Origin of the sequence: Pseudarthrobacter sulfonivorans (assembly GCF_031454915.1) — a bacterium.
Classification (GTDB): Bacteria; Actinomycetota; Actinomycetes; order Actinomycetales; family Micrococcaceae; genus Arthrobacter; species Arthrobacter sulfonivorans_C.
Genome location: NZ_JAVDRS010000008.1, coordinates 88,359 through 108,448 on the forward strand (window position 1 = coordinate 88,359; position 20,090 = coordinate 108,448).

The 20,090-nt window shown below is 64.9% G+C and carries 21 protein-coding genes; 13 read left to right on the top strand and 8 right to left on the bottom strand.

Annotated elements, in window-relative coordinates:
* The first annotated feature begins 54 nt into the window (after positions 1 to 54).
* Together J2808_RS16985 and J2808_RS16990 are read left to right on the top strand one after the other, a co-directional pair.
* Positions 55 to 945 (top strand): intradiol ring-cleavage dioxygenase, encoded by an 891-nt coding sequence (locus J2808_RS16985; protein ID WP_309818957.1) that lies wholly within the window; start codon positions 55 to 57, stop codon positions 943 to 945.
* A 29-nt stretch (positions 946 to 974) separates the two neighbouring features.
* The gene (locus J2808_RS16990; RefSeq protein ID WP_309818959.1) at positions 975 to 2,303 is read left to right on the top strand and encodes a M18 family aminopeptidase; all 1,329 of its coding nucleotides are present in this window, start codon (positions 975 to 977) and stop codon (positions 2,301 to 2,303) included.
* A gap of 27 nt (positions 2,304 to 2,330) precedes the next feature.
* On the opposite strand, the gene J2808_RS16995 is transcribed toward J2808_RS16990, so the two are convergent.
* The 3 genes from J2808_RS16995 to J2808_RS17005 form a co-directional block, all read right to left on the bottom strand.
* Positions 2,331 to 2,984 carry a NeuD/PglB/VioB family sugar acetyltransferase gene (locus J2808_RS16995; protein WP_309818961.1) on the bottom strand — a complete coding sequence of 218 codons (654 nt, stop codon included), beginning with the start codon at positions 2,982 to 2,984 and terminating at the stop codon, positions 2,331 to 2,333.
* Complete coding sequence (locus J2808_RS17000) at positions 2,977 to 4,146, bottom strand: DegT/DnrJ/EryC1/StrS family aminotransferase (RefSeq protein WP_309818963.1); 1,170 nt, start codon at positions 4,144 to 4,146, stop codon at positions 2,977 to 2,979. The genes J2808_RS16995 and J2808_RS17000 overlap by 8 nt, the downstream gene beginning before the upstream one ends.
* Before the next feature lie 141 nt (positions 4,147 to 4,287).
* Positions 4,288 to 6,975, bottom strand: a complete 2,688-nt coding sequence (locus J2808_RS17005) for a helix-turn-helix transcriptional regulator (protein ID WP_309818965.1) — start codon at positions 6,973 to 6,975, stop codon at positions 4,288 to 4,290.
* Between the two features lie 516 nt (positions 6,976 to 7,491).
* On the opposite strand from J2808_RS17005, the gene rpsF reads away from it, so the two are divergent.
* The 4 genes from rpsF (at position 7,492) to rplI (ending at position 9,288) form a co-directional block, all read left to right on the top strand.
* Positions 7,492 to 7,797 carry a 30S ribosomal protein S6 gene (gene rpsF, locus J2808_RS17010; RefSeq protein ID WP_011693941.1) on the top strand — a complete coding sequence of 102 codons (306 nt, stop codon included), beginning with the start codon at positions 7,492 to 7,494 and terminating at the stop codon, positions 7,795 to 7,797.
* Between the two features lie 73 nt (positions 7,798 to 7,870).
* Positions 7,871 to 8,449: a single-stranded DNA-binding protein gene (locus tag J2808_RS17015; RefSeq protein ID WP_131132000.1), complete on the top strand. Its 579-nt coding sequence runs from the start codon at positions 7,871 to 7,873 to the stop codon at positions 8,447 to 8,449.
* Between the two features lie 129 nt (positions 8,450 to 8,578).
* On the top strand, positions 8,579 to 8,818 hold the full coding sequence (rpsR, locus tag J2808_RS17020) for a 30S ribosomal protein S18 (RefSeq protein ID WP_003800144.1): 240 nt from the start codon (positions 8,579 to 8,581) through the stop codon (positions 8,816 to 8,818).
* A 17-nt stretch (positions 8,819 to 8,835) separates the two neighbouring features.
* A complete protein-coding gene (gene rplI, locus J2808_RS17025; RefSeq protein WP_309818969.1) occupies positions 8,836 to 9,288 on the top strand; it encodes a 50S ribosomal protein L9 in 453 nt (150 codons plus the stop codon).
* Between the two features lie 172 nt (positions 9,289 to 9,460).
* Here rplI and J2808_RS17030 read toward each other — a convergent pair whose 3' ends face one another.
* Positions 9,461 to 9,883, bottom strand: coding sequence for a DUF1801 domain-containing protein (locus J2808_RS17030; protein WP_309818971.1), 423 nt, complete (start codon positions 9,881 to 9,883; stop codon positions 9,461 to 9,463).
* Positions 9,884 to 9,948: 65 nt separating this feature from the next.
* On the opposite strand from J2808_RS17030, the gene J2808_RS17035 reads away from it, so the two are divergent.
* The 3 genes from J2808_RS17035 (at position 9,949) to J2808_RS17045 (ending at position 11,970) form a co-directional block, all read left to right on the top strand.
* Positions 9,949 to 10,809 carry a PhzF family phenazine biosynthesis protein gene (locus J2808_RS17035; RefSeq protein ID WP_309818973.1) on the top strand — a complete coding sequence of 287 codons (861 nt, stop codon included), beginning with the start codon at positions 9,949 to 9,951 and terminating at the stop codon, positions 10,807 to 10,809.
* Positions 10,810 to 10,913: 104 nt separating this feature from the next.
* The gene (locus J2808_RS17040; protein ID WP_309819351.1) at positions 10,914 to 11,540 is read left to right on the top strand and encodes an FMN reductase; all 627 of its coding nucleotides are present in this window, start codon (positions 10,914 to 10,916) and stop codon (positions 11,538 to 11,540) included.
* A 70-nt stretch (positions 11,541 to 11,610) separates the two neighbouring features.
* Positions 11,611 to 11,970 (top strand): TFIIB-type zinc ribbon-containing protein, encoded by a 360-nt coding sequence (locus J2808_RS17045; protein WP_309818975.1) that lies wholly within the window; start codon positions 11,611 to 11,613, stop codon positions 11,968 to 11,970.
* On the opposite strand, the gene J2808_RS17050 is transcribed toward J2808_RS17045, so the two are convergent.
* Positions 11,967 to 12,539: a hypothetical protein gene (locus J2808_RS17050; protein ID WP_309818976.1), complete on the bottom strand. Its 573-nt coding sequence runs from the start codon at positions 12,537 to 12,539 to the stop codon at positions 11,967 to 11,969. The two genes, J2808_RS17045 and J2808_RS17050, sit on opposite strands and share 4 nt — an antisense overlap.
* A 2-nt stretch (positions 12,540 to 12,541) precedes the next feature.
* Positions 12,542 to 12,997: a hypothetical protein gene (locus J2808_RS17055; RefSeq protein ID WP_309818979.1), complete on the bottom strand. Its 456-nt coding sequence runs from the start codon at positions 12,995 to 12,997 to the stop codon at positions 12,542 to 12,544.
* 668 nt (positions 12,998 to 13,665) lie between these two features.
* On the opposite strand from J2808_RS17055, the gene dnaB reads away from it, so the two are divergent.
* Positions 13,666 to 15,048 (top strand): replicative DNA helicase, encoded by a 1,383-nt coding sequence (gene dnaB, locus J2808_RS17060; protein ID WP_309818981.1) that lies wholly within the window; start codon positions 13,666 to 13,668, stop codon positions 15,046 to 15,048.
* Between the two features lie 29 nt (positions 15,049 to 15,077).
* Here the strand turns inward: dnaB and J2808_RS17065 are convergent, their stop codons facing one another.
* Positions 15,078 to 16,046, bottom strand: coding sequence for an acyl-CoA thioesterase (locus tag J2808_RS17065; protein ID WP_309818983.1), 969 nt, complete (start codon positions 16,044 to 16,046; stop codon positions 15,078 to 15,080).
* 80 nt (positions 16,047 to 16,126) lie between these two features.
* Here J2808_RS17065 and aztD point away from each other — a divergent pair, with 80 nt between their 5' ends.
* Positions 16,127 to 17,446 (top strand): zinc metallochaperone AztD, encoded by a 1,320-nt coding sequence (gene aztD / locus J2808_RS17070; RefSeq protein WP_309818984.1) that lies wholly within the window; start codon positions 16,127 to 16,129, stop codon positions 17,444 to 17,446.
* Positions 17,447 to 17,531: 85 nt separating this feature from the next.
* Here the strand turns inward: aztD and J2808_RS17075 are convergent, their stop codons facing one another.
* Positions 17,532 to 17,966, bottom strand: a complete 435-nt coding sequence (locus J2808_RS17075) for a DoxX family protein (protein WP_309818986.1) — start codon at positions 17,964 to 17,966, stop codon at positions 17,532 to 17,534.
* Positions 17,967 to 18,091: 125 nt separating this feature from the next.
* Here J2808_RS17075 and J2808_RS17080 point away from each other — a divergent pair, with 125 nt between their 5' ends.
* Positions 18,092 to 19,441, top strand: coding sequence for an MATE family efflux transporter (locus J2808_RS17080; RefSeq protein ID WP_309818987.1), 1,350 nt, complete (start codon positions 18,092 to 18,094; stop codon positions 19,439 to 19,441).
* 25 nt (positions 19,442 to 19,466) lie between these two features.
* A complete protein-coding gene (locus tag J2808_RS17085) occupies positions 19,467 to 20,057 on the top strand; it encodes a hypothetical protein (RefSeq protein ID WP_309818989.1) in 591 nt (196 codons plus the stop codon).
* The last annotated feature ends 33 nt before the right edge of the window (positions 20,058 to 20,090 follow it).

Consider the following 20,090-nt stretch of genomic DNA (forward strand, 5'->3'; position numbering starts at 1 on the left):
GTGGGCACAGGTACGGCCTATGCAAGCGACAGGGGCGGCGGGTTGGATTGAGCCATGAGCAATCACGTTCCCCATCCCAACCACGACCGTGGCCTCGAGTTTGACCTTTCCACCCTCATGAGCCGCCGCTCACTCGGCATGTTCTTCGGCGCAGGCGGCGCGGCAGCGGCCCTGGCAGCATGCACCCCCGGCGGGTCGGGCAGCACAGCCGGCACGCCGTCGTCGGCCGCCACGGAAAGTGCCGCCGCAAGCGCCGCAACAAGCACGACGGCGACCTCCACCACCAGCCCCACGCTCACACGTGCGATCGCCGAGTGCGGTGTGGGGATCCCCGAGGAAACGGCAGGCCCTTACCCCGGTGACGGCTCCAACGGCCCCAACGTGCTGACCGCCTCGGGGGTGGTCCGGCAAGACATCACCACAAGCTTCGGGACCGGCAGCGCCAAGGCCGAGGGCGTGCCGTTGACCTTCACCCTGACCCTGCTGGACAACGCCAACGGCTGCGTTCCCCTGTCCGGAGCGGCAGTTTACGCCTGGCACTGCGACCGGGAGGGAAGGTATTCCCTCTACGATTCGGGCCTGTCCAACGAAAACTACCTTCGCGGCGTCCAGGAGGCCGACGCCAACGGTCAGGTCACCTTTACCTCAGTCTTCCCCGGCGCCTACTCCGGGCGCTGGCCGCACATCCATTTCGAAGTGTTCGCGTCCATGAGCAACGCAACGGCCGCGGGACAGGTGCTGGCGGTGTCACAGATTGCGCTGACGAAGGCCGCCTGTGACGAGGTCTACGCCACGCCGGGCTACGAGGACAGCGTGGTCAACATGAATCGGACCACGCTGCAGTCGGACAACGTCTTTGGGGACGATGGCGGCATCTACCAACTGGCCACGATGACCGGCTCCGCCGCCACGGGCTACACCGCGGGCCTGAACGTCACCCTGTAGGCACCGGGTGCGGCGTTAGACTCGGAACCATGCCTTCACCTTCCGCCGCCGCAGACCATATCCATGACCTCGGCGCGTACGTCAGCGCATCGCCATCGAGCTTCCACGCCGTCCGCGAGGCCGCGCGCCGACTGGACGAAGCAGGGTTCACCGGCCTGAACGAGCGGGAACAGTGGGCCGGCGGGACGGGCTCGTTCTACTTTGTCCGCGACGGCGCCCTGATCGCGTGGGTGGTGCCGGAGGACGCCGGACCCACCACCGCGTTCAACATCCTGGGAGCGCACACGGACTCGCCGTCCTTCAAGCTCAAGCCCAAGCCCACCACGGGCGCGTTCGGCTGGCTGCAGGCCGGCGTCGAAGTCTACGGGGGCCCGCTCCTGAACTCCTGGCTGGACCGCGAGCTGCAGCTGGCCGGCCGGCTGGTCATGCTGGACGGAACCCAGCACCTCACGGCCACCGGCCCGATGCTCCGGTTCCCGCAGCTGGCCATCCACCTGGACCGCGCCGTCAACGACGGCCTCACGCTGGACAAGCAGCGGCACATGAACCCCGTGTGGGGGCTGGGCAACGCCGCCGACTTTGATCTGCTGGAGGTTCTTGCCTCGCATGTGCCGGGCGGCTCTGTTGATGCTGCACGGATCGGGGGGTACGACGTCGTCATTGCGGACACGCAGCAGCCCGCGGTTTTCGGGGTCAACGGGGAGTTCTTCGCCTCCGGGCGGCTGGACAACCTTTCGGCGACGCATGCAGGGCTGGCGGCGCTGATCGCGCACTCTGCCGCCGCTGCCGGCGGAGGATCTGGCGGCGGGTCCAGCGCCGGTGCGCCGATCGCCGTCCTCGCGGCCTTCGACCATGAGGAAATTGGCTCGAACTCCCGTTCCGGGGCCTGCGGTCCCATCCTTGAGGACGCACTGATTCGGATCTCCGACGGCCTCGATGCCACGGTGAGCCAGCGGCGGCAGGCTCTGGCGGCGTCGTTCTGCGTTTCAGCAGACGCCGGCCACGCCGTCCACCCAAACTACCCCGAACGGCACGATCCGGCCAACCACCCTGTCCTCAACGGCGGCCCGCTGCTGAAGATCAATGCCAACCAGCGGTATGCCACGGACGCCAACGGTGCCGCTTTCTGGGCACGGCTCTGCGGGGAGGCTGGCGTGCCCTACCAGGAGTTCGTCTCCAACAACGTGATGCCCTGCGGCTCCACTATCGGACCACTGACTGCCACCCGCCTCGGGATCAGGACGGTCGACGTCGGGGTGCCGCTGCTCTCGATGCACTCCGCGCGCGAGCTGTGTGGTGTGGAGGATCCGCATCGGCTGGCCGCAGTGGCGGAGCTGTTCTTCAGGACCGCGGCTTAGGGCCCGGCTGCCATCAGCCCGGGGGCTTCAAAGCCCGTAGCTGGAAGCTTCGTGGTCGATTCCGCGGGCCGGGACGCCTACCCAGGTTTCGCGGTCGGGCACTTTGCTGAGCACCGCGGCGCCCATGCCAACGGTCGCGTAGGCTCCCACCGATGTCCCTTCCCTGACGCTAGAATTCATCCCCAGGTGGGCTCCACGGCCAATCCGGACTCCGCCGCCCAGCGACACCCCGGCGTCGAAGGTCGCGAAGTCCGCCACGTCGTCGTCGTGTGTGAACGTCACGGACGGCATCACCACCACGTGTGAACCGAGGGTGACTGAGGCTGTCAGCGTTACATTGCGCAGGAGGATGCTGCCCCGGCCGATCCGGCACCCCTCCGGGCACTCCACAGTCGGGTCGATCGCGGTAGCGTACCGCGCCTCGTGCAGCCCCATGTCAGTGAGCCGCTCCACCACACCTTCACGCAATCTGCCCGAGCTGAGACAAACGAGGACGAACGCGTGCAAGTAGGCTGGCGCGTCATCGATGGTTCCCAGTACCGGCGCCCCGTCCACGGTGACCCCAGCCATCTGCTTGTCATCATCGAGCAGCCCTACGACGTCGTATTGACCACTGCTTCGCACCATAGCTAAAACTTCGCGGGCCAGGCCGCTCGCGGCGATCAGGATTAGCTCACTCATGGGCCACACCCGGGCCAGCGGTCTGGATGGTGTTGATGACACGGTTAATGCTGACCGTGTCCAGTTCGTGGAACACGGGCAGGATCAGCGTGCTGTCAGTAAGCCGCTCGGTGTGCTGCAGCCTTGCGTTGCCTGTGTCGCGCCAGCGGTAAGCCGGTTGCCGGTGCGCCGCCATGACGCCTCGCGTGGCTGAGATGCCGGAGTCAGCCAGCCGGGAGAGCAGTCCTTCGCGGCCGGCGGCAAACCCCGGCTGGACCTCAACCCAGAAGGACTGGAAGTTAGTGGTGCCGTAGGGCGGGTCCGCCACGAACCGCAGGCCTTTCAGGCCGGCCAGCCCGGCCACATACGACGCCGCGATTTCCCGACGCCGGGCCACCATCTGGGCGAGCCGCCGCAGCTGCACAATTCCGACCGCAGCCTGCATATCTGTCATCAGGTAGTTGAAACCGACTTCGAGATGGAGCCGTGGCGGTGACTGCACCGAGTCCTGCCGGTCCGTCGGGGGCAGGCCCTTGGAATGCTCGCGCAGGGTCCGGGCCCGCGCCGCCCAATCCGCCCGGTGCGTGGTGAGCATCCCGCCTTCACCCGTGGTGACGACTTTGTCCGAGTGAAAAGACCAGACGGTCAGGTCAGCCCCGCTGCCCACGGGACGGCCCTTGTAGAGTGAACCCACCGCGCAGGCGGCATCTTCGATCACGGTGATTTCGTGCCGGTCGCAGAGTTCCCGGATGGGGTCCAGGTCCACGGGCACTCCGCCCTGGTCCACCACAATGACGGCGCGGGTATCCAGGGTCAGCGCCGCGTGGATGGTCTCGGCTGTGGCGTTGCCACTGGCCGGGTCCACGTCGCAGAACACCGGTCGTGCCCCGACGTAAGTCACAGCGTTGGCGGTGGCGACGAAGGACAGGGATGGCACTACCACGTCGTCGCCCGGACCAATTCCGGCAACCACCAGCGCGAGGTGCAGCGCGGCTGTACAGCTAGATGTTGCGACGGCATGACGGACCTCCTGCGAGGCACTGAAGCCAGCCTCGAACTCCTTGACCTTGGGCCCCTGCCCAATCGAACCGGACGCGACCACCTCGGCAAGTGCTTTGGCCTCCTCGTCACCGAGCCATGGTTTCGTGATGCTGATCCGGGCAAGGACGGTCTCCGCAGTCATAGGGCACCTACTTTTCTTGTCGCGGCGGTCTCACGTGTTTGCAAAATCTAGTCCTAAGATGGCGGTTTTCACGGGGAAATCCGGGGCTATGTGGGTGGGGCGAACGAACAGTGTGGAAACTGCGGGGCCGTTTAGGTGCAGTTAAAGAAATGGAAGGACGTATTGCTCCCGGATGGCGGCTGACTTCCCGGTGGCTATGGCGGAGAGTTGCGCGCGGGATTCGATACCAAGCTTCCGATAGATGGCGGTGAGGCGAACTTCAACCGTCCGTACGGACACGAACAGGCTGGCGGCAATTTCCTTGTTCCGCATGCCGCGGGCCACCATTTGGGCAAGGGCGCGTTCGTGGTCGGCGAGTATCAGCATCGCTGGGTTGGCAGGCCCGCGGGCGGGCGCGATCTGATCGTCAAGTAGGAGCGAATCCACGTGCTGCGTCCACGCGTCGGCTCCGGCTTCGTCGAACAGGACCTTCGCTCGCAACAGGCCATCCCGGGCATCCCGCAGCCGCCCAACGGCGCTTAGCCGTTCTGCGTAGCATAGAAGGGTCCTGGCGCGCTCAAGCAGTGAAGCGTGGGAGTTTTCGCAGTCCAGTGCGACGTTGAAAAGGCGCAGCGACTCCTGACCGTCGGCCAGCATGGCGCGGCTGCGCGCCGCAGCAATCAGGAGCCAGGGGGATATCAGCCCTGCAGAGCGGCTCTCCAGACGTTGAAAGGCGTGGGTGGCTTCGCGGTGCCGCCCCAGCCGAACTAGGACCTCCACGAGGTCCGCATCGCAGCGGAGCAGCGTGGGATTGGCGAACCTCAGGCCGATCTCCGCGGCACGGGACAACTGGGCGCAGGACTCGGCCAGGTTGCCGCGCATCAGCGCGAAATGACCCTGGCAGGCAGCCAACTGGGCAGTGATGGCCGGATGGCTTTCTTCCCCGGCGAAATGCAGGGCCTCGGCCGCATAGGCCTGGGCAAGTACTTCATCGCCCAGGGAGTGAGCCCGCCACACCCGGAAAATGTGGCGCATCCCCCGGTGGTATTTCGTTTCGGGTTCGGTGCCCTCCAGGCCGTCGATGAGCCGGACAGCTTTCCGTACAGTACCCGCACGGATCTCATTGTCCACTGCTAGGTACGCTGCGGTTTGTCGCCAATTAATGCAGTCCTCCTCGGCGGAGTGCCGGACTATCGCGAACACCTCCTGGGCCAATTCATAGTTCTCGGCGTAGCTGAGCGTGCGGCCCTCCACCAAAAGAGCCGCCGGGCCCCCGGCCGCCCCATGTTTGCGGTGGAAATGTTCCGTGTTGCCCTTGATCGCCTCGATGAGCAGAGTAGCGCTGTCTGCCACCGCGAGGCAGTCCTCGGAGGCGGCGTCCCAGAAGTCCCGCGCCCGTTGGAGCAGGCTGTGGGCATCGCCCACCTCCCAGCGTTCGGCGTAATAGAGTGAACCGGTGGCCAGCAGGGTGGCCGCGTAAGTGGGGTCATGCTGGCCGAATTCCTTCACCAGGCGCAGCACCATGCTGGACCGGACGGCCGCTCCCTGCATGAACTGGATTTCGAAGGCTAGCCCGGCCAGCCGCAGGATCAGGGCCGGGTTGCGGGTCTCGCGCTGTGCCCAGTCCAGATATCGCTTGGCATAGACGAACTCCCCCCTCTTGAACAGGAGCTCGGCCACGGTGGTCAACCGCTCCGCCGTCTCCGCCTCGCAGGGTCTAATGGTGAGCGCGCGCTCGATGTACTCCACGGCAAAGGACACCTCCCCGCCGCGGATCATGTCAACCGCAAAGCGGAGGAGGTCAAACGGGGTCTGGCGCCCAAGCGCGCTGAAACTCAGGTGCCATCGGCGGGCATAAGGGTCGGCAGTACCGGCTGCCTCTGCCAGCGCGCAATGGCTGGCGTTCCGGAGGGCCGGTGACACGGTGGCGAAGACATAGCCCCGCAGCAGCTGGTCGACGATCTGCACGTGTGGACCGGACCGGTTGACCAGACTCTTGGTCCGGAGCTCATCCAGCCCTGTCCACGCCTCACGCGCAACCTTTTCCAAGGTTGCGATGTCGCTCCGGCAGGACAGGGACATCAGCTCCAGCACCTGCCGGGCGGGTAGCGTCAGGGACCCTACTATCGCGGTGTACTCGGCTTCAAAGCGGCCTTCGCAGGGCAAAGGAATGGGAAGCGTGTATTTCCCATCAGACTGGCGTTCCAGCAGGCAGGTGTAAAGCTCGACCGCGGCGAGCGGGTTGCCCTTGGTTGCCGCGGCTACCGCATGGACCGCCGTCGTTGCAGTCTGCCGCGCCGGGATCGACTCCAGTATCCGGACCGTGTCGTTGTAGTTCAGTGCATTCAGATGGAGGGCAGGGAGGCCGCCGAACGGGCTGTCCGGCGCTTCATCGCGCACGCTGATGAACAGTGCAATGTCCGTTCCGGCCAAGCGGCGGGAAAGGAAACCCAAGACCGCCTGGCTGTTGGGATCCAGTTGGTCCGCATCATCGACGACAATGACGGTCCGCGCGGACGAGCGCTGATGAAATCCATTAAGGAGCATGGTGGAAACGGCGGGAACATCGAGCGCGCCGGCTGAATCCCGCAAAAGTTCGTCCGCGAACCGGCTCAGGATGGGATCGTCGATGCCGTTCAGCAATGCTGTGAGGCCCGAAAATGGCCAGTCTGACTCCGAGGGACTTGCCCGCAGAAAAACGGTCCGGCAGTCGGAGAGGCGCGGAATCTCGGAGAGAAGCGCTGACTTGCCGAGACCCCGCCTGCCCACAATTGTCAGGGAGGATTCCTTCGACGTCCGGATGACGGACAGGATCCGGTCCAACTCCTTGTTCCGGCCTATTAATGACATCTGGTCCCCATCCATCGAAGAAGGAGACCTGTTTTGTTGCCTGGCAGTCCACATACAACTATGCCCGTACAGCCATCTGCATGACCGTGCGGGCAAGCTACCTGGCCGCATCTTTACGTCCAGATCGGTACCCAGCCGATGGATGCAAATATAGCTGCGATCCCAATGCGGCACCAGAGAATTATCGGGGATCAAGTACTCGTCTTTTTGACCGCTATTGGGCGTCTTCTACTTGTTTCGGGGCTCAGCGCGGCGCAGGGTTGACAGGATCCGCCGCCCAGGTTTACCGCCTGGTGGGTTTTCCACATAGCCGCACCCCGGCCTCCGTGCCGGAACGACGGTCGCCTAGCCTAGAGTCAAGCGCGAATCGCCTATCCGGTCCAAATGCACTAAGATATTGAAGTCTGTGCTGCGCCCTGCCTCCGTTCTGTTGGCCGGGCATTGCACGGCATCGCAAATGAACCTCCTGTTACGGAAATGCCGTAACCGCTTAGCCCAAAGGAGGTGGGTTCACATATGCGTCCTTACGAATTGATGGTAATCATCGACCCCGAGGTCGAAGAGCGTACCGTTGAGCCGTCGCTTCAGAAGTTCCTGAACGTCATCACCAACGATGGTGGAACCATCGAAAAGGTTGACATCTGGGGCCGTCGTCGACTGGCTTACGAAATCAAGAAGAAGTCCGAAGGTATCTACGCTGTGGTGAACTTCACCGCCAAGCCGGACACCGCCAAGGAACTTGACCGCCAACTGTCTCTTAACGAGACCATCATGCGCACCAAGATCACCCGCCCCGAAGAGCAGAAGGTTGTTGCTGAGTAATTTCAGCCCCAATTTTCATTCTTCACCCCGCAGGATCGAATTCTTCACCCAGGATCGAACAAGGAGGCAGTAGATGGCAGGCGAGACCACCATTACGGTCATCGGTAACCTCACCAATGACCCGGAATTGCGGTTCACACCGTCAGGTTCGGCAGTAGCGAACTTCACCATCGCTTCCACCCCACGCACCTTTGACCGCCAGTCCAATGAGTGGAAGGACGGGGAAACCCTGTTCCTCCGCGCAGCGGTATGGCGTGAAGCAGCCGAGAACGTCGCCGAGTCCCTCACCAAGGGCATGCGCGTGATCGTTTCCGGCCGTTTGAAGAGCCGTTCCTACGAAACAAAAGAAGGCGAAAAGCGCACCGTTATCGAGCTCGAAGTCGATGAAATCGGCCCGAGCCTGCGCTATGCCAATGCCAAGGTCAACCGCACCCAGCGCTCCGGCGGACAGGGTGGACAGGGTGGCTTCGGCGGCGGCAACAGCGGCGGTGGCTTCGGAGGAGGCAACTCTGGTGGAAACCAGGGCGGCAACTCCGGTGGCGGCTTCGGCGGCGGCAACCAGCAGGCTGCACAGGAGGATCCCTGGGCAACGCCCGGTGTCTCCAATGCAGGCGGCTGGGGCAACGGCCCCGATTCCGAGCCTCCCTTCTAACCACCAAAAATAAGGCCCGACGCCGGGACCGCCGAAGGTGCCGCAAGGCACCTGACGCGACTGCCGCCGTCGGACCACCACCATCCCGTGGATCAACATCCACGGGCTCCATAGAATAGGAGCTCCACGATGGCTAAGGCTGAACTCCGTAAGCCCAAACCAAAGTCCAACCCCTTGAAGGCCGCTGACATCACTGTCATCGACTACAAGGACGTAGCATTGCTGCGCAAGTTCATCTCCGACCGCGGAAAGATCCGCGCCCGTCGCGTCACTGGCGTCACGGTCCAGGAACAGCGCAAGATCGCCCAGGCAATCAAGAACGCCCGCGAAGTTGCACTGCTGCCCTACTCCGGCGCTGGCCGCGGCTAAGGAAGGGACTGACTAACATGGCAAAGCTCATTCTGACCCACGAAGTAACCGGTCTCGGTGCCGCTGGCGACGTTGTCGAGGTCAAGGACGGTTACGCACGTAACTACCTGCTGCCCCGCAACTTCGCCCTGACCTGGTCGAAGGGTGGCGAGAAGCAGGTTGAGTCCATCAAGGCTGCCCGCGCCGCCCGCGAGCACGCTTCCCTGGAAGATGCTCAGAAGCAGGCCGCTGCACTCTCCGCCAAGCCGGTCAAGCTCGTCGTCAAGGCTGGCGAGACCGGACGCCTGTTCGGCACCGTCAAGCAGGCCGACGTGGCCGATGCTGTTGAGGCCGCTGGCCTTGGCAAAATCGACAAGCGCAAGGTTGAACTGCCGGCACACATCAAGTCGGTTGGTTCCTACCAGGCCAACGTCCGCCTCCACGCTGACGTTGCCGCTGTGATCGAACTCGACGTAGTAGCAGGTAAGTAGTCTTCACGGCTATCCAGTCCTGAACTGCACGAAAAACCCCCGTTGCCGGACTCCGGCGGCGGGGGTTTTTCTGTGCCTTCCCCCTATGCAACGCGGGGTCACTTATTGCCCAAAAAGTGCCTCCGGAGGGGCATCAAGTGACCCCGCGTTGCTGTGTGTGGGGGTTGGGATGTCAGGGGCTGTGGAGGACCGTGGTCACGTGCCGGTAGCCGGCCCTGATCAATTCGGCCAACACGTCCTCGTCGACGTCCTCCAGCCTGTTCACGTACAGGCAGCCCGCGCCGGTCTTGTGCTTTCCGAGCCGGGGCAGCAGGTCCGCGGCCTCGGGTCCGTACGTCAGCCCATACAGTGAGAGGCTTGCCTTCCGGGGTGAAAAGCCCACTGCCACGGCGTCCCCCTCCCGGCCGCTCTTGTATTTATAGTGGTACTGCCCAAAGCCCACGATGGTGGGGCCCCACATCTCTGGTTCTTCACCGGTGATTTCCCTCATCAACTCCAGCAGTCGGAAGCCGTCCCGGTGCCGGACCGGATGCTCCACTGCCGCCAGGAATTCCTCCACTGACGCGCCGGTCGCCTGGGTCTTGTTTTCAGCCATGACGGAAGTCTGGCAGAGCCCGGGCCGCTTGTCAGCGGCGCCGCTCCGGGTGATAGCCTGCGGCGGTGAGACACAACCCTGGCCCCGCCCGCCGCCGTCGTCCGTTCACCCAGGTGGACGTGTTCACCGACGAACCCTACCGGGGCAACCCCCTTGCGGTAGTAGTCGATGCGGGAGGCCTCAGCACTGAGCAGATGCAGCAGTTTGCCAACTGGACCAACCTCTCCGAGACCGCCTTCCTCCTGCCGCCCACGCATCCCGGGGCTGACTACCGCGTCCGCATCTTCACGGCCCACGAGGAGTTCCCTTTCGCGGGCCATCCCACATTGGGATCGGCGCACGCATGGCTGGAGGCCGGCGGCGTTCCCAAGCAGGAAGGCGTTCTGGTCCAGGAATGCGGGGCCGGGCTTGTCCCGGTAATGCGCGACGAGGAGCTGCTGGCGTTCGCGGCGCCGCCCCTCACGCGCTCCGGGCCGGTCGCTGAGGAGGACATGGCGCGGATCGCTGCGGGCCTGCGCTTGCCCCGTCACGAACTTGTGGATGCCTCCTGGCTGGTCAACGGCCCCGAGTGGATCGGTGTGCTTCTGGAGTCCGCCGGGCACGTGCTCGGCATCCAGCCGGATTTCGCCGCCCTGGAAGACCTCAAAGTAGGTGTGATCGGCCGGCACGGCGCAGAAGCTGGACCCGACTTCGAAGTGCGGACATTCATTCCGGGCGACGCCGCAGCCGAGGAGCCCGTCACGGGCAGCTTCAACGCCGGCGCGGCGCAGTGGCTGATCGGCGGTGGCCGTGCGCCGGTGTCGTACACGGCTGCGCAAGGTACCGTGCTGGGCCGGGCGGGGCGTGTCCACGTAAACGCTGTCGGCGGCGACGTCTGGGTGGGAGGCCGTTCAACCACGTGCATCAGCGGAACTGTGGTGCTTTAGTGCCGCTGGAATAAACCCGCTGGAATAAACGCGGGATGCCGCCGGTTACCGTAGTACATGCAAACACATGTAGTGTAGTTAGTATCGAACCTGAGGAGTCCATGGTGGAGACCCGCCGCATCACTGTATTGTCCGCTGGCCTGGGCGTGCCGTCCTCGAGCAGGCTGCTCGCTGACCAGCTGGCTGCCGCCACAGAGCACCAGTTGGCGGACGCCGGCTACCAGGTGGCCGTGGACGTAGTTGAGCTCCGGGACCTCGCGGTGGACATCGCCAACAACTTTGTCACCGGCTACGCAGCTCCGCGTCTGGCAGAGGTTATCGCCGGCGTAGAGGCAACCGACGGCATCATCGCTGTCAGCCCGGTGTTCAGTGCGTCCTACAGCGGCCTGTTCAAATCCTTTATCGACGTCCTGGACCCCAAGTCCCTTGAAGGCAAAGCCGTCCTGCTGGGCGCCACCGGTGGCACGGACCGCCACCAGATGGTCCTCGAATACGCCATGCGTCCACTGTTCAGCTACCTGCGTACCCGGATGGCCGCGACGGCCGTTTTTGCCGGCCCCCAGGATTGGGGAAACGCCGACGACGGCGCCTTGCCCCTTTCGGACCGCGTGGAGCGGGCAGCGGCAGAGTTCGCCGGGCTCCTGAAGGGCGCGCAGCCTGGCCGGAAACCGGCCGTGGCGGAGTCGCTGCCGTTTGAGCAGCTCCTGGCGGGCATCTCCGGCGGACGGTAGCGGCTGGCTCCCCGGCGCCACAGGTTCGGGGTGGGCGAACTAACTGTTGCCGCCAGTCGTTGACCGGGACATGAAATGTCCTGTGGATTCTATTGACCTGATCATGAGCGAACGCAGCGGCGTGGAGATCGACTACTGCCCGCAGTGCCGTGGCGTCTGGCTGGACCGCGGCGAGCTGGACAAGATCATCGACCGCGTCAACGAGGCTACGGGCGGCAACGGTCCGACGCCACCCCGCCCGGCAGCCGCGTCTCCCGCTCCGGTTCCGCCTCCGCTGTATCCGAACTTTGAACCGCGCCGCGAGCAGCCGCGGTTTGAGCAGCCGCGCTACGACGACCGGAAGTACGGCAAGCAGGGCTACGACCGCGACCACGACCGCCGGCGGCCAAAGAAGAAGGAGGGCTGGCTTGGCGACCTGTTCGACTTCTAGTCGTCGAGGAGCGCGATGAACTCGCGGGCCTGCTTGAGGGAAATATCTGAGTGCTTGGTCAGGGCAGTGGCCGCGGCCTCCGTGTCACCACTGCGGGCCAACGTGCGGATCCGTCCGTAGATCTCATCGTTGAGCATGTTGCTGCTGACCTCACGCGTAACGTCGCCCTTGCTGGCAATGGCACGGTAGCGGTACGGGAACCGCTGGGGCGTATCGTCGTCGTCGGGCTCCGTTTCTGCCGCTCCGGGTTCCGGGCTCCGATAGGGCTGCGGGTGGGCGGCAAGCGCCCCCACGGCGTCCCGGGAGGCGCGCAGGCCGTCCCCCGTGGACTCGTAGTAGAACTTGATGGCAGCCATCGCCTGCCCCTGGGCAATCAACGCATACAACTTGCGGTGCTGGTCTTCGCTGAGCTTGCCGGCGACCAGGCGGGCCAGCTCGGCTGAGTCCGGCGCCGGGGCGCTTCTGGCCTGGCGGGCCGAAGCCTGACGTTTGCCGAACGCGCGGGCTGCCAGTGCTACGCCGGCGGCCACGACCGCAAGGATAATGACGGGGATCACGAGCGATTCCATTTCTAAAGCCGATCTATGTACTTCTTGGCGGTGGCCAGGTCTGTATGGGTTGCTTGGCGCAGGAGCTTGATGGCCTGGATCTTGTGCCCGTCGCGCGCCATCATCTGCAGCTGCATGGCAAGCTGTGGATCCAGCTGCCCGCCAGGGAGTGCCGACAAACTATAGGGGCCGGTCCCCGGCCCGGACTGTGCACGCCGTGCCGCGCGGGCGTGGTCTTCCTGCTGGGACTGCTGCTGCTCGTTCTGGCTCGGACGCGTATTGGCTTCGAGGCGTGCGCGCACCGCCGTAGCCACCCGTACCTGCTCTGCGTAGTGCTCGGCGGAGCGCCTGGCGAGGTCCTGCTGGTATTTTTCGGCATCCGAGGTCCCGGAATCGCGCGGCCTCAGAGCTGTTGCGAGCGTCCATAGAACTGCCACCAGGATTCCGGCCGGCAATAGCACCATCAGTATGTCGCCCATGCTTAGAGCTTATGCCAGATGGCCGTTATCCACAGCACATTCCTCATGTTGCATACAGCCCCGCCGCCGCGTCGTCAAAACCGGGCCGTCGCGTGTGAGGTTCATCATCAAGGCAGCATGGATTGGCCCGGCAGAGCCCTTAACCCGCCCTCGTATCAACAGAGCCGCCCTGCAAGCTGTGGATGAAGGTTCCCGAAAAGAATATTTAGTCCACATCCCGATGGGAACGTTTCCGCAGGTCAACCCCGCAAACGAAACCAAAGTTTTTTTATATCCACAGGGTCATGCACAGGCTGTGCACAAGCTATGCCGCGTAGTGCACAGGTTATCCACAGGCCGCCGGGGTTGCTGGCTTGGAGGCTGGCGCGGTGACGGCTACCGTTGCGGGATACCTGTTTTTGGGGAGCGAGGGAACGCCGCCGCCGACAGGCGGGACCACCCCGACGGCCCAGGCCTCGGCTCTGGACATACCTTCTGTGGATAACCTGTGGATTGTGGGGATAACTCCTGCGCGCGCCGCGCTGGTCCCATTGAGGCCGGACGGTCCTGGCTGTCAGTGGCCACTGGTAGACCTGAGGGTACGCCGCTCTGTGGAAACTCCGCGGGACGGTTCCCGCCAGGATAAATGGCTTACCGCCGCATCAGCGGCACAACGGAGGACGGCAGCTTTGTCAGTAACGCACCTGGACTCGATCGAGGGTACCCGCGGTTCGGAAGCCAGCCGTAAGCCTCCCCAGGACATTCCGGCGGAGCAGTCTGTACTCGGCGGCATGATGTTGTCCAAGGATGCCATCGCCGACGTTGTGGAAATCCTCCGTGGCCAGGACTTTTACCGGCCCGCACACGAGACCATTTATGAGGCGATCATCGACCTCTACGGCCGCGGTGAGCCCGCGGACGCCGTGACCGTCTCGGATGAACTGACCAAGCGGGCGGAAATCAACAGGATCGGCGGGCCTGCCTACCTGCATGAGCTCATCCAGACTGTCCCAACGGCCGCCAACGCCGGGTACTACGCCGAGATCGTGGCCGAGCGCGCGGTCCTGCGCCGCCTGGTCAACGCAGGCACCAAAATCGTCCAGCTGGGCTACGGCTCGGATGGTGAAGTCGAGGATCTGGTCAACCAGGCGCAGGCCGAGGTCTACGCCGTGGCCGAGCGGCGGACCGCGGAGGACTATGTGGTCCTCAAGGACGTCATGGAATCCACGGTGGACGAGATCGAAGCCTCGGGACACCGCGGCGAAGGCATGACCGGGGTGCCCACGGGATTTTATGAGCTGGATGAGCTCACCCACGGCCTCCACCCGGGCCAGATGATCGTCATTGCCGCCCGCCCCGCCGTCGGCAAATCCACTTTCGCCCTGGACTTTGCCCGGTCAGCAGCGATCAAGAACAACCTGGCCACGGTGATGTTCTCGCTCGAAATGGGCCGGAATGAAATCGCCATGCGTCTCCTGTCCGCCGAAGCAACCATCGGCCTCCAGGACCTCCGCAAGGGCACCATCAAGGACGAGCAATGGTCCAAGATCGCCACCACCATGGGCCGGATGAATGATGCCCCGCTCTTCATTGACGACAGCCCCAACATGTCGCTGATGGAGATCAGGGCAAAATGCCGCCGCCTCAAGCAGCAGCATGACCTTAAGCTGGTGATCCTGGACTACCTCCAGCTCATGAGCTCCGGCAAGAAGGTGGAATCACGCCAGCAGGAAGTCTCCGAGTTCTCCCGCGCGCTTAAGCTTCTGGCCAAGGAGCTCCAGGTCCCGGTCATCGCCCTTTCGCAGCTGAACCGTGGCTCCGAACAGCGCCAGGACAAGCGGCCCATGGTCTCTGACCTCCGCGAGTCCGGTTCCATCGAGCAGGATGCCGACATGGTGATCCTGCTGCACCGCGAAGACGTTTATGACAAGGAGTCACCGCGTGCCGGTGAGGCTGACATCCTGATCGCCAAGCACCGTAACGGACCCACGAAGGACATTGTGGTTGCCTTCCAGGGCCACTATTCGCGTTTTGCCAACATGGCCGCCGACGCTGGAGGCGGCGGCTTCTAAGCGGCCCACCCCGGGAGGAGCCGGCCGGCTCAGCCCTGCTGCAGCAGGTGGTTGGGCAGCCGGTTCCCCGGTGCCGTCCCGCGGATCTCGAGCAGTTCGCGGGCATGGGCGTGCAGGCGTTTGTCCTCTTCCGAGACCGGCACCCAGTGGGGGATGGACACCGAGTTGCCGTTCGCGTCGCGCGCCACCATCACGGTCAGGCAATAGGTGGTGAGGTTCAGTTCCCCGCCCTTGGGGTCGCCGGAGCGGACGTGTACCGCGATGTGCATGCCTTTCGTCCCCGTGTAGACCAGTCTGGCTTCCACTTCCACCACGTGGCCGATCAGCAGCGGCCGGTAGAAGCGCACGCCGCCGGAGAACACCGCCACGGTGTCCTTCCCGCAGTAGCGCGAGGCGCAGACATAGGCAGCTTCGTCGATCCACTTCATCACGATTCCGCCGTGGACCTTCCCGCCCCAGTTGACGTCGGTGGGCGCGGCCATGAACCGAAGCGTCACGCGTTCGGCCGTTCCGGCGTCGGTATATTCCTGGGCGTTCATGGCTTCGACGATCTGTTCACGGATCTTGATCCGCGCCAGGGCGTGGTCCCGCTCCTCGATCTCAGCGGCTGTCACCGGTTCGAACTGCTTGACGGGGATCGGCTTGCCGTCGTCGCCAACCGCCACGAAGATCACCATGCACTGGCTGCGCATCGTGGCCGGCCCGCCCTTGGGATCGCCGGAAGAGACCACAGTGCGGATGTGCATGGAGGAACGGCCCGTGTAGACGATGGTGGCTTCAACCTCCACCATGTCGCCGCTGTTCACCGGGTCAGCGAAGTGGATGTTGCCCACGTAGGCCGTGACGCAGTAGGACTTGGCCCAGCCCACCGCCGCGGCGTAAGCGGCCTTGTCCACCCACTCAAGCACCGTCCCTGCATCCACCGAACCGCTGTGGCCCACGTCCATGGGTGCGGCCAGGAAGCGGAGGGTTACGGAATTGGCCGCGGTCTCAGTCATGCTGCGATCTTACTGACGGCTGCGGTTACTTTGCGGTAGAGGCGATTTGCTACGCTAATGATAATCACTATCATTAAGCCATGCAGACAACTTCCCATCAGTCCGGCCCCCGGGCCAATCGCTCCCCTCTCCTCACGCCGGCACTCCTGGCCGTATCCGCTCTGGTCCTGGCGGGCTGCGGCACCGGCGGCGCAGGCTCCGCGGTGGGCCAGGGGTCCGCTGCTGCCACCAGCGGTGGAAATGAGACCAGGCCGGAGGCCAAGGAGGCCCCCGGCCCCACGCCGCGCCTTGTCTTGACCCACGATCAAGGTCTGTCCGTGCTGGACGCCAAGACGCTCGAATCCGTGGCGGAGCTGCCCATGGATGGCTTCAACAGACTGAACCCCGCCGGCGACGGCCGCCATGTGCTGGTGTCGGGCGGGGACGCATTCCACGTCCTCGATGCGGGCGTGTGGACGGAGGCGCACGGCGACCACGGGCACTCCTACGCCGCCGCGCCCCGGCTCACGGACCGGGCCTTCGCCGCCAACAAGGCCGGCCATGTGGTCACCCATGCGGACACAACGGTCCTTTTCAGTGACGGCTCGGGCACGGCCGAGATTTTTGACCCTGCCACGCTGGCGGGCGCTCTCGCAACGGGACTACCTCCCACGAGCACCTACACCGCTCCGGAAGCCCACCATGGCGTGGCCATCGGGCTGGAGGGTGGGAAGCTGCTGGTCACGCTGGGCAACGAGGAGGGCCACTCCGGCATGGCGCTGCTGGGCGCGCCGGATGCTGGGGGTGGACAGGACCGCCGGGAGCTTCTGCGGAACGAGGCATGCCCCGGCGTGCATGGCGAAGCGGTGGCAGGGGAGGCGACGGTGGTGGTGGGCTGCGAGGACGGCATGCTGATCTACCGCGACGGAGCCTTCACCAAGGTGCCCAGTCCCGATCCATACGGCCGGATGGGGAACCAAGCCGGAACTGCGGCCTCGCCGGTGATCCTCGGCGACTACAAGGTGGACCGGGATGCCGAACTTGAGCGGCCCACCAGGATTTCGCTGGTCAACACGGACACCGGCAAGCTGAAGCTGGTGGCCCTCGGGGTCAGTTATTCCTTCAGGTCCCTGGGGCGGGGCCCGGCAGGTGAGGCCCTGGTGCTCGGGACTGACGGGGCGCTGCACGTGATTGATCCGCTTACGGGGGAGGTCACCGCGGATATCCCGGTGGTGGGTGCGTGGGAGGAGCCCGAAGTGTGGCAGGATCCCCGCCCGGCATTGTTTGTCCTTGGCTCGAAGGCTTACATTACCGAGCCGGCCACGTCGAGCATTCATGCTGTGGACCTGAAGACGGGCAAGGTGGTCAAGAGTGCTGAACTGGCGCACGCGCCGAATGAAATGAGCGGAGTCGTGGGCTGACCGTTCCACGGGAAACGCTGTTAAGCGCGACGACGGTTGGGCACCAAGGTGCCCACCCGTCGTCGTTCTTGGTGAAGCTAAGCCGTTAGGCCAGGACTGCCAGTTTGTTGTTCATGCGGCCGAACAGCGCGCGGTCCACGGAAATGCGTCCGGCGCCGGTGAGGGCGAGGGCCAGGGCTGCCGCGCCGAGGAGGAGGACGAGTTCGTACCCGCCCTTGTCGGCGAAGACGCCTGCGGCGGCGTGCACCATGAAGAGGGCGCCGATCATGTTCACGGCCAGCAGGGCAGCGACAACGCGGGTGAGTACGCCCAGGATGAGGGCGATGCCACCGGCAAGCTCAAGGCCGGCGACGAGGGGTGCAGTGAGGTTGGCTGCTGGTACGCCCATCTGGGCGAACGCTGCCTGCGTGCCGGCGATGGTCCACTCGTTGAACTTCTGCCAGCCGTGGGCAGCAAAGAGGAAGCCGAGGGCGACGCGCAAGATGGTCAGGGCGGATGTGGTGAGGCGTGACTGGTTCATATTTCGAGTGTCCCGGATGGTTTGTTGAAGTGTCAACTAATTTGTGGGTTTTGTGTCCTTTGTCATGGCGCGGGGCGTCACGGAAGCCCGGCCGGGACGCCGGTGAAGCCCGCTAGGCTGGCTTTGTGCCCAACCAATCCGCCCCCGCCGTGGAACGTCCCGCCAGCCACGCCCGGGAGATCCTGCGGCTGGCCGTCCCTGCCTTTGGCGCGCTGATCGCCGAACCACTGTTCCTGCTGGCGGACTCTGCCATCGTGGGCCATTTGGGCGTTGCCCAGCTCGCAGGAGTGGGGCTAGCCTCCGCGGTGCTGCACACCGCCGTCGGCCTGATGGTATTCCTTGCCTATTCCACAACTCCGGCGGTGGCCCGCGCTATGGGCCACGGCCAGTTGGGAAAGGCACTCGCCGCCGGGCGCGACGGCGTCTGGCTGGCACTCCTGCTGGGAACCGTCCTTGCGGCGGCGGGGTTCTTCGCGGCTGAACCGCTGGTAACCCTGATGGGTGCGGAGGGCGATGTGCACGCCTTTGCCGTGGACTACCTGCGCTGGTCAATGCCCGGGCTGGTGGCCATGTTGCTGATTTTCGCCGGCACGGGTGTCCTCCGCGGTCTGCAGGACACCAGGACGCCGCTGGTGGTGGCGTCCGCCGGTTTTGCCCTGAATATTGTCCTTAATCTGTGGCTGGTTTACGGCCTGGGCTTGTCCGTGGCCGGCTCGGCGATCGGCACCAGCGTGGCGCAATGGGCCATGGCTGCCGTCTATCTGGTGATGGTCCAGCGGAATGCGGCGCGCCACGGCGTCAGCCTCCTGCCCAGTTGGGCCGGTATCAGGGCGATGACCCGCGTCGGTTCGTGGCTGATGCTCCGCACGCTGAGCCTGCGCATCGCCATCCTGGCCACGGTCTTTGTGGTCACCGGCCAGGGCGCCGTGAATCTCGCGGCGCACCAGCTGGCCATGACCATCTTTTCCTTCCTCGCTTTTGCCCTGGATGCCCTCGCCATCGCTGCGCAGGCACTGATCGGCAAGGAACTGGGGGCCTCCAACCCCGCCAAGGCTCGGCATCTCACCCGGACGATGATCCGCTGGGGTGCCGGATTCGGTGTTGTTACCGGGATCCTGCTGGCCGTGGCTGCACCCTGGGCAGGGGCGCTGTTCACGTCCGACGCCGCCGTCCAGTCGGTTCTGATGTACGCCCTGTGGATCCTGGCGGCGGGCCAGCCCATCGCCGGATACGTCTTTGTTTTGGATGGGGTGCTGATCGGAGCCGGCGACGCCAAGTACTTGGCGCTGGCGGGGGTGGCAAACCTCGCCGTCTACGCCCCGCTGCTGGTGGCGGTGGCAGCCTCCGGGGTTTCCGCGGCTGCCGGGCTGGTGTGGCTGTGGGCCGCATTTGCCTTGGCCTACATGACCGCCCGCGCCGTGACCCTGGGACTCCGCGCGCGGTCGGACCGCTGGATGGTGCTGGGTTCGCCATAGGACCCGCGGCCACTAAACTGGACCGGTGAACCCACCACTGACACCTGCAGACACAGCTGCCGGCACCGCCCAGCAGGCTGACCTGTGGAAGCCCGTCCTGCTCCGTGCCCTGGCTGCACTGGTCTTCGGGGCCGTGACGATCTTCTGGCCCGGGCCGTCCCTGGCGGTCATGGGCTGGTCCGGGGGACTGTACCTGCTGGCTACGGGCCTTCTGCTGCTCTGGGCAATCCCGAAGGCTGGCTTTGCCCGGGACGGCATGCCGGGCAAGATTCTCTCCGCGGCCGGGGCGGCGCTCACCGGTGCAGGCGCCGCGTTGGCCCTGCTGCACGGTGACAGGGTCTTCGGCATCGTCGCGGCCCTGGGTCTCGCCGTCGCAGGAGCGGTGGAGCTCTACTGCGGAATCCAGTACCGGGGCCGGCACGTGCTGGCCCGCGACTGGCTGGCGTCAGGCATCATCGGCCTCGGCACCGCGGCCACCCTTCCCTTTTTCATCAGCCTCGGAGCCCATGCCCTGCTCGGCGTCGCCGGCGGCGGGGCCATCATCTCCGGCGTGCTGTGGGTCCTGTCCGGGCTCACGTTGAGGCACGATGCCCGGACTGCCTCCCCGAAGCCGTAAACTAGAAGCAAACGTTTCTACCCGGTGTAGAAA

Coding starts and splice junctions, on each gene's coding strand:
- rpsR (WP_003800144.1), top strand. CDS start 8,579: ATGGCTAAGGCTGAACTCCGTAAGCCCAAACCAAAGTCCAACCCCTTG.
- J2808_RS16985 (WP_309818957.1), top strand. CDS start 55: ATGAGCAATCACGTTCCCCATCCCAACCACGACCGTGGCCTCGAGTTT.
- rplI (WP_309818969.1), top strand. CDS start 8,836: ATGGCAAAGCTCATTCTGACCCACGAAGTAACCGGTCTCGGTGCCGCT.
- J2808_RS17030 (WP_309818971.1), bottom strand. CDS start 9,883: ATGGCTGAAAACAAGACCCAGGCGACCGGCGCGTCAGTGGAGGAATTC.
- J2808_RS17005 (WP_309818965.1), bottom strand. CDS start 6,975: ATGTCATTAATAGGCCGGAACAAGGAGTTGGACCGGATCCTGTCCGTC.
- J2808_RS17065 (WP_309818983.1), bottom strand. CDS start 16,046: ATGACTGAGACCGCGGCCAATTCCGTAACCCTCCGCTTCCTGGCCGCA.
- J2808_RS17045 (WP_309818975.1), top strand. CDS start 11,611: ATGAAATGTCCTGTGGATTCTATTGACCTGATCATGAGCGAACGCAGC.
- rpsF (WP_011693941.1), top strand. CDS start 7,492: ATGCGTCCTTACGAATTGATGGTAATCATCGACCCCGAGGTCGAAGAG.
- J2808_RS17050 (WP_309818976.1), bottom strand. CDS start 12,539: ATGGAATCGCTCGTGATCCCCGTCATTATCCTTGCGGTCGTGGCCGCC.
- aztD (WP_309818984.1), top strand. CDS start 16,127: ATGCAGACAACTTCCCATCAGTCCGGCCCCCGGGCCAATCGCTCCCCT.
- J2808_RS16995 (WP_309818961.1), bottom strand. CDS start 2,984: ATGAGTGAGCTAATCCTGATCGCCGCGAGCGGCCTGGCCCGCGAAGTT.
- J2808_RS17000 (WP_309818963.1), bottom strand. CDS start 4,146: ATGACTGCGGAGACCGTCCTTGCCCGGATCAGCATCACGAAACCATGG.
- J2808_RS16990 (WP_309818959.1), top strand. CDS start 975: ATGCCTTCACCTTCCGCCGCCGCAGACCATATCCATGACCTCGGCGCG.
- J2808_RS17015 (WP_131132000.1), top strand. CDS start 7,871: ATGGCAGGCGAGACCACCATTACGGTCATCGGTAACCTCACCAATGAC.
- J2808_RS17075 (WP_309818986.1), bottom strand. CDS start 17,966: ATGAACCAGTCACGCCTCACCACATCCGCCCTGACCATCTTGCGCGTC.
- J2808_RS17055 (WP_309818979.1), bottom strand. CDS start 12,997: ATGGGCGACATACTGATGGTGCTATTGCCGGCCGGAATCCTGGTGGCA.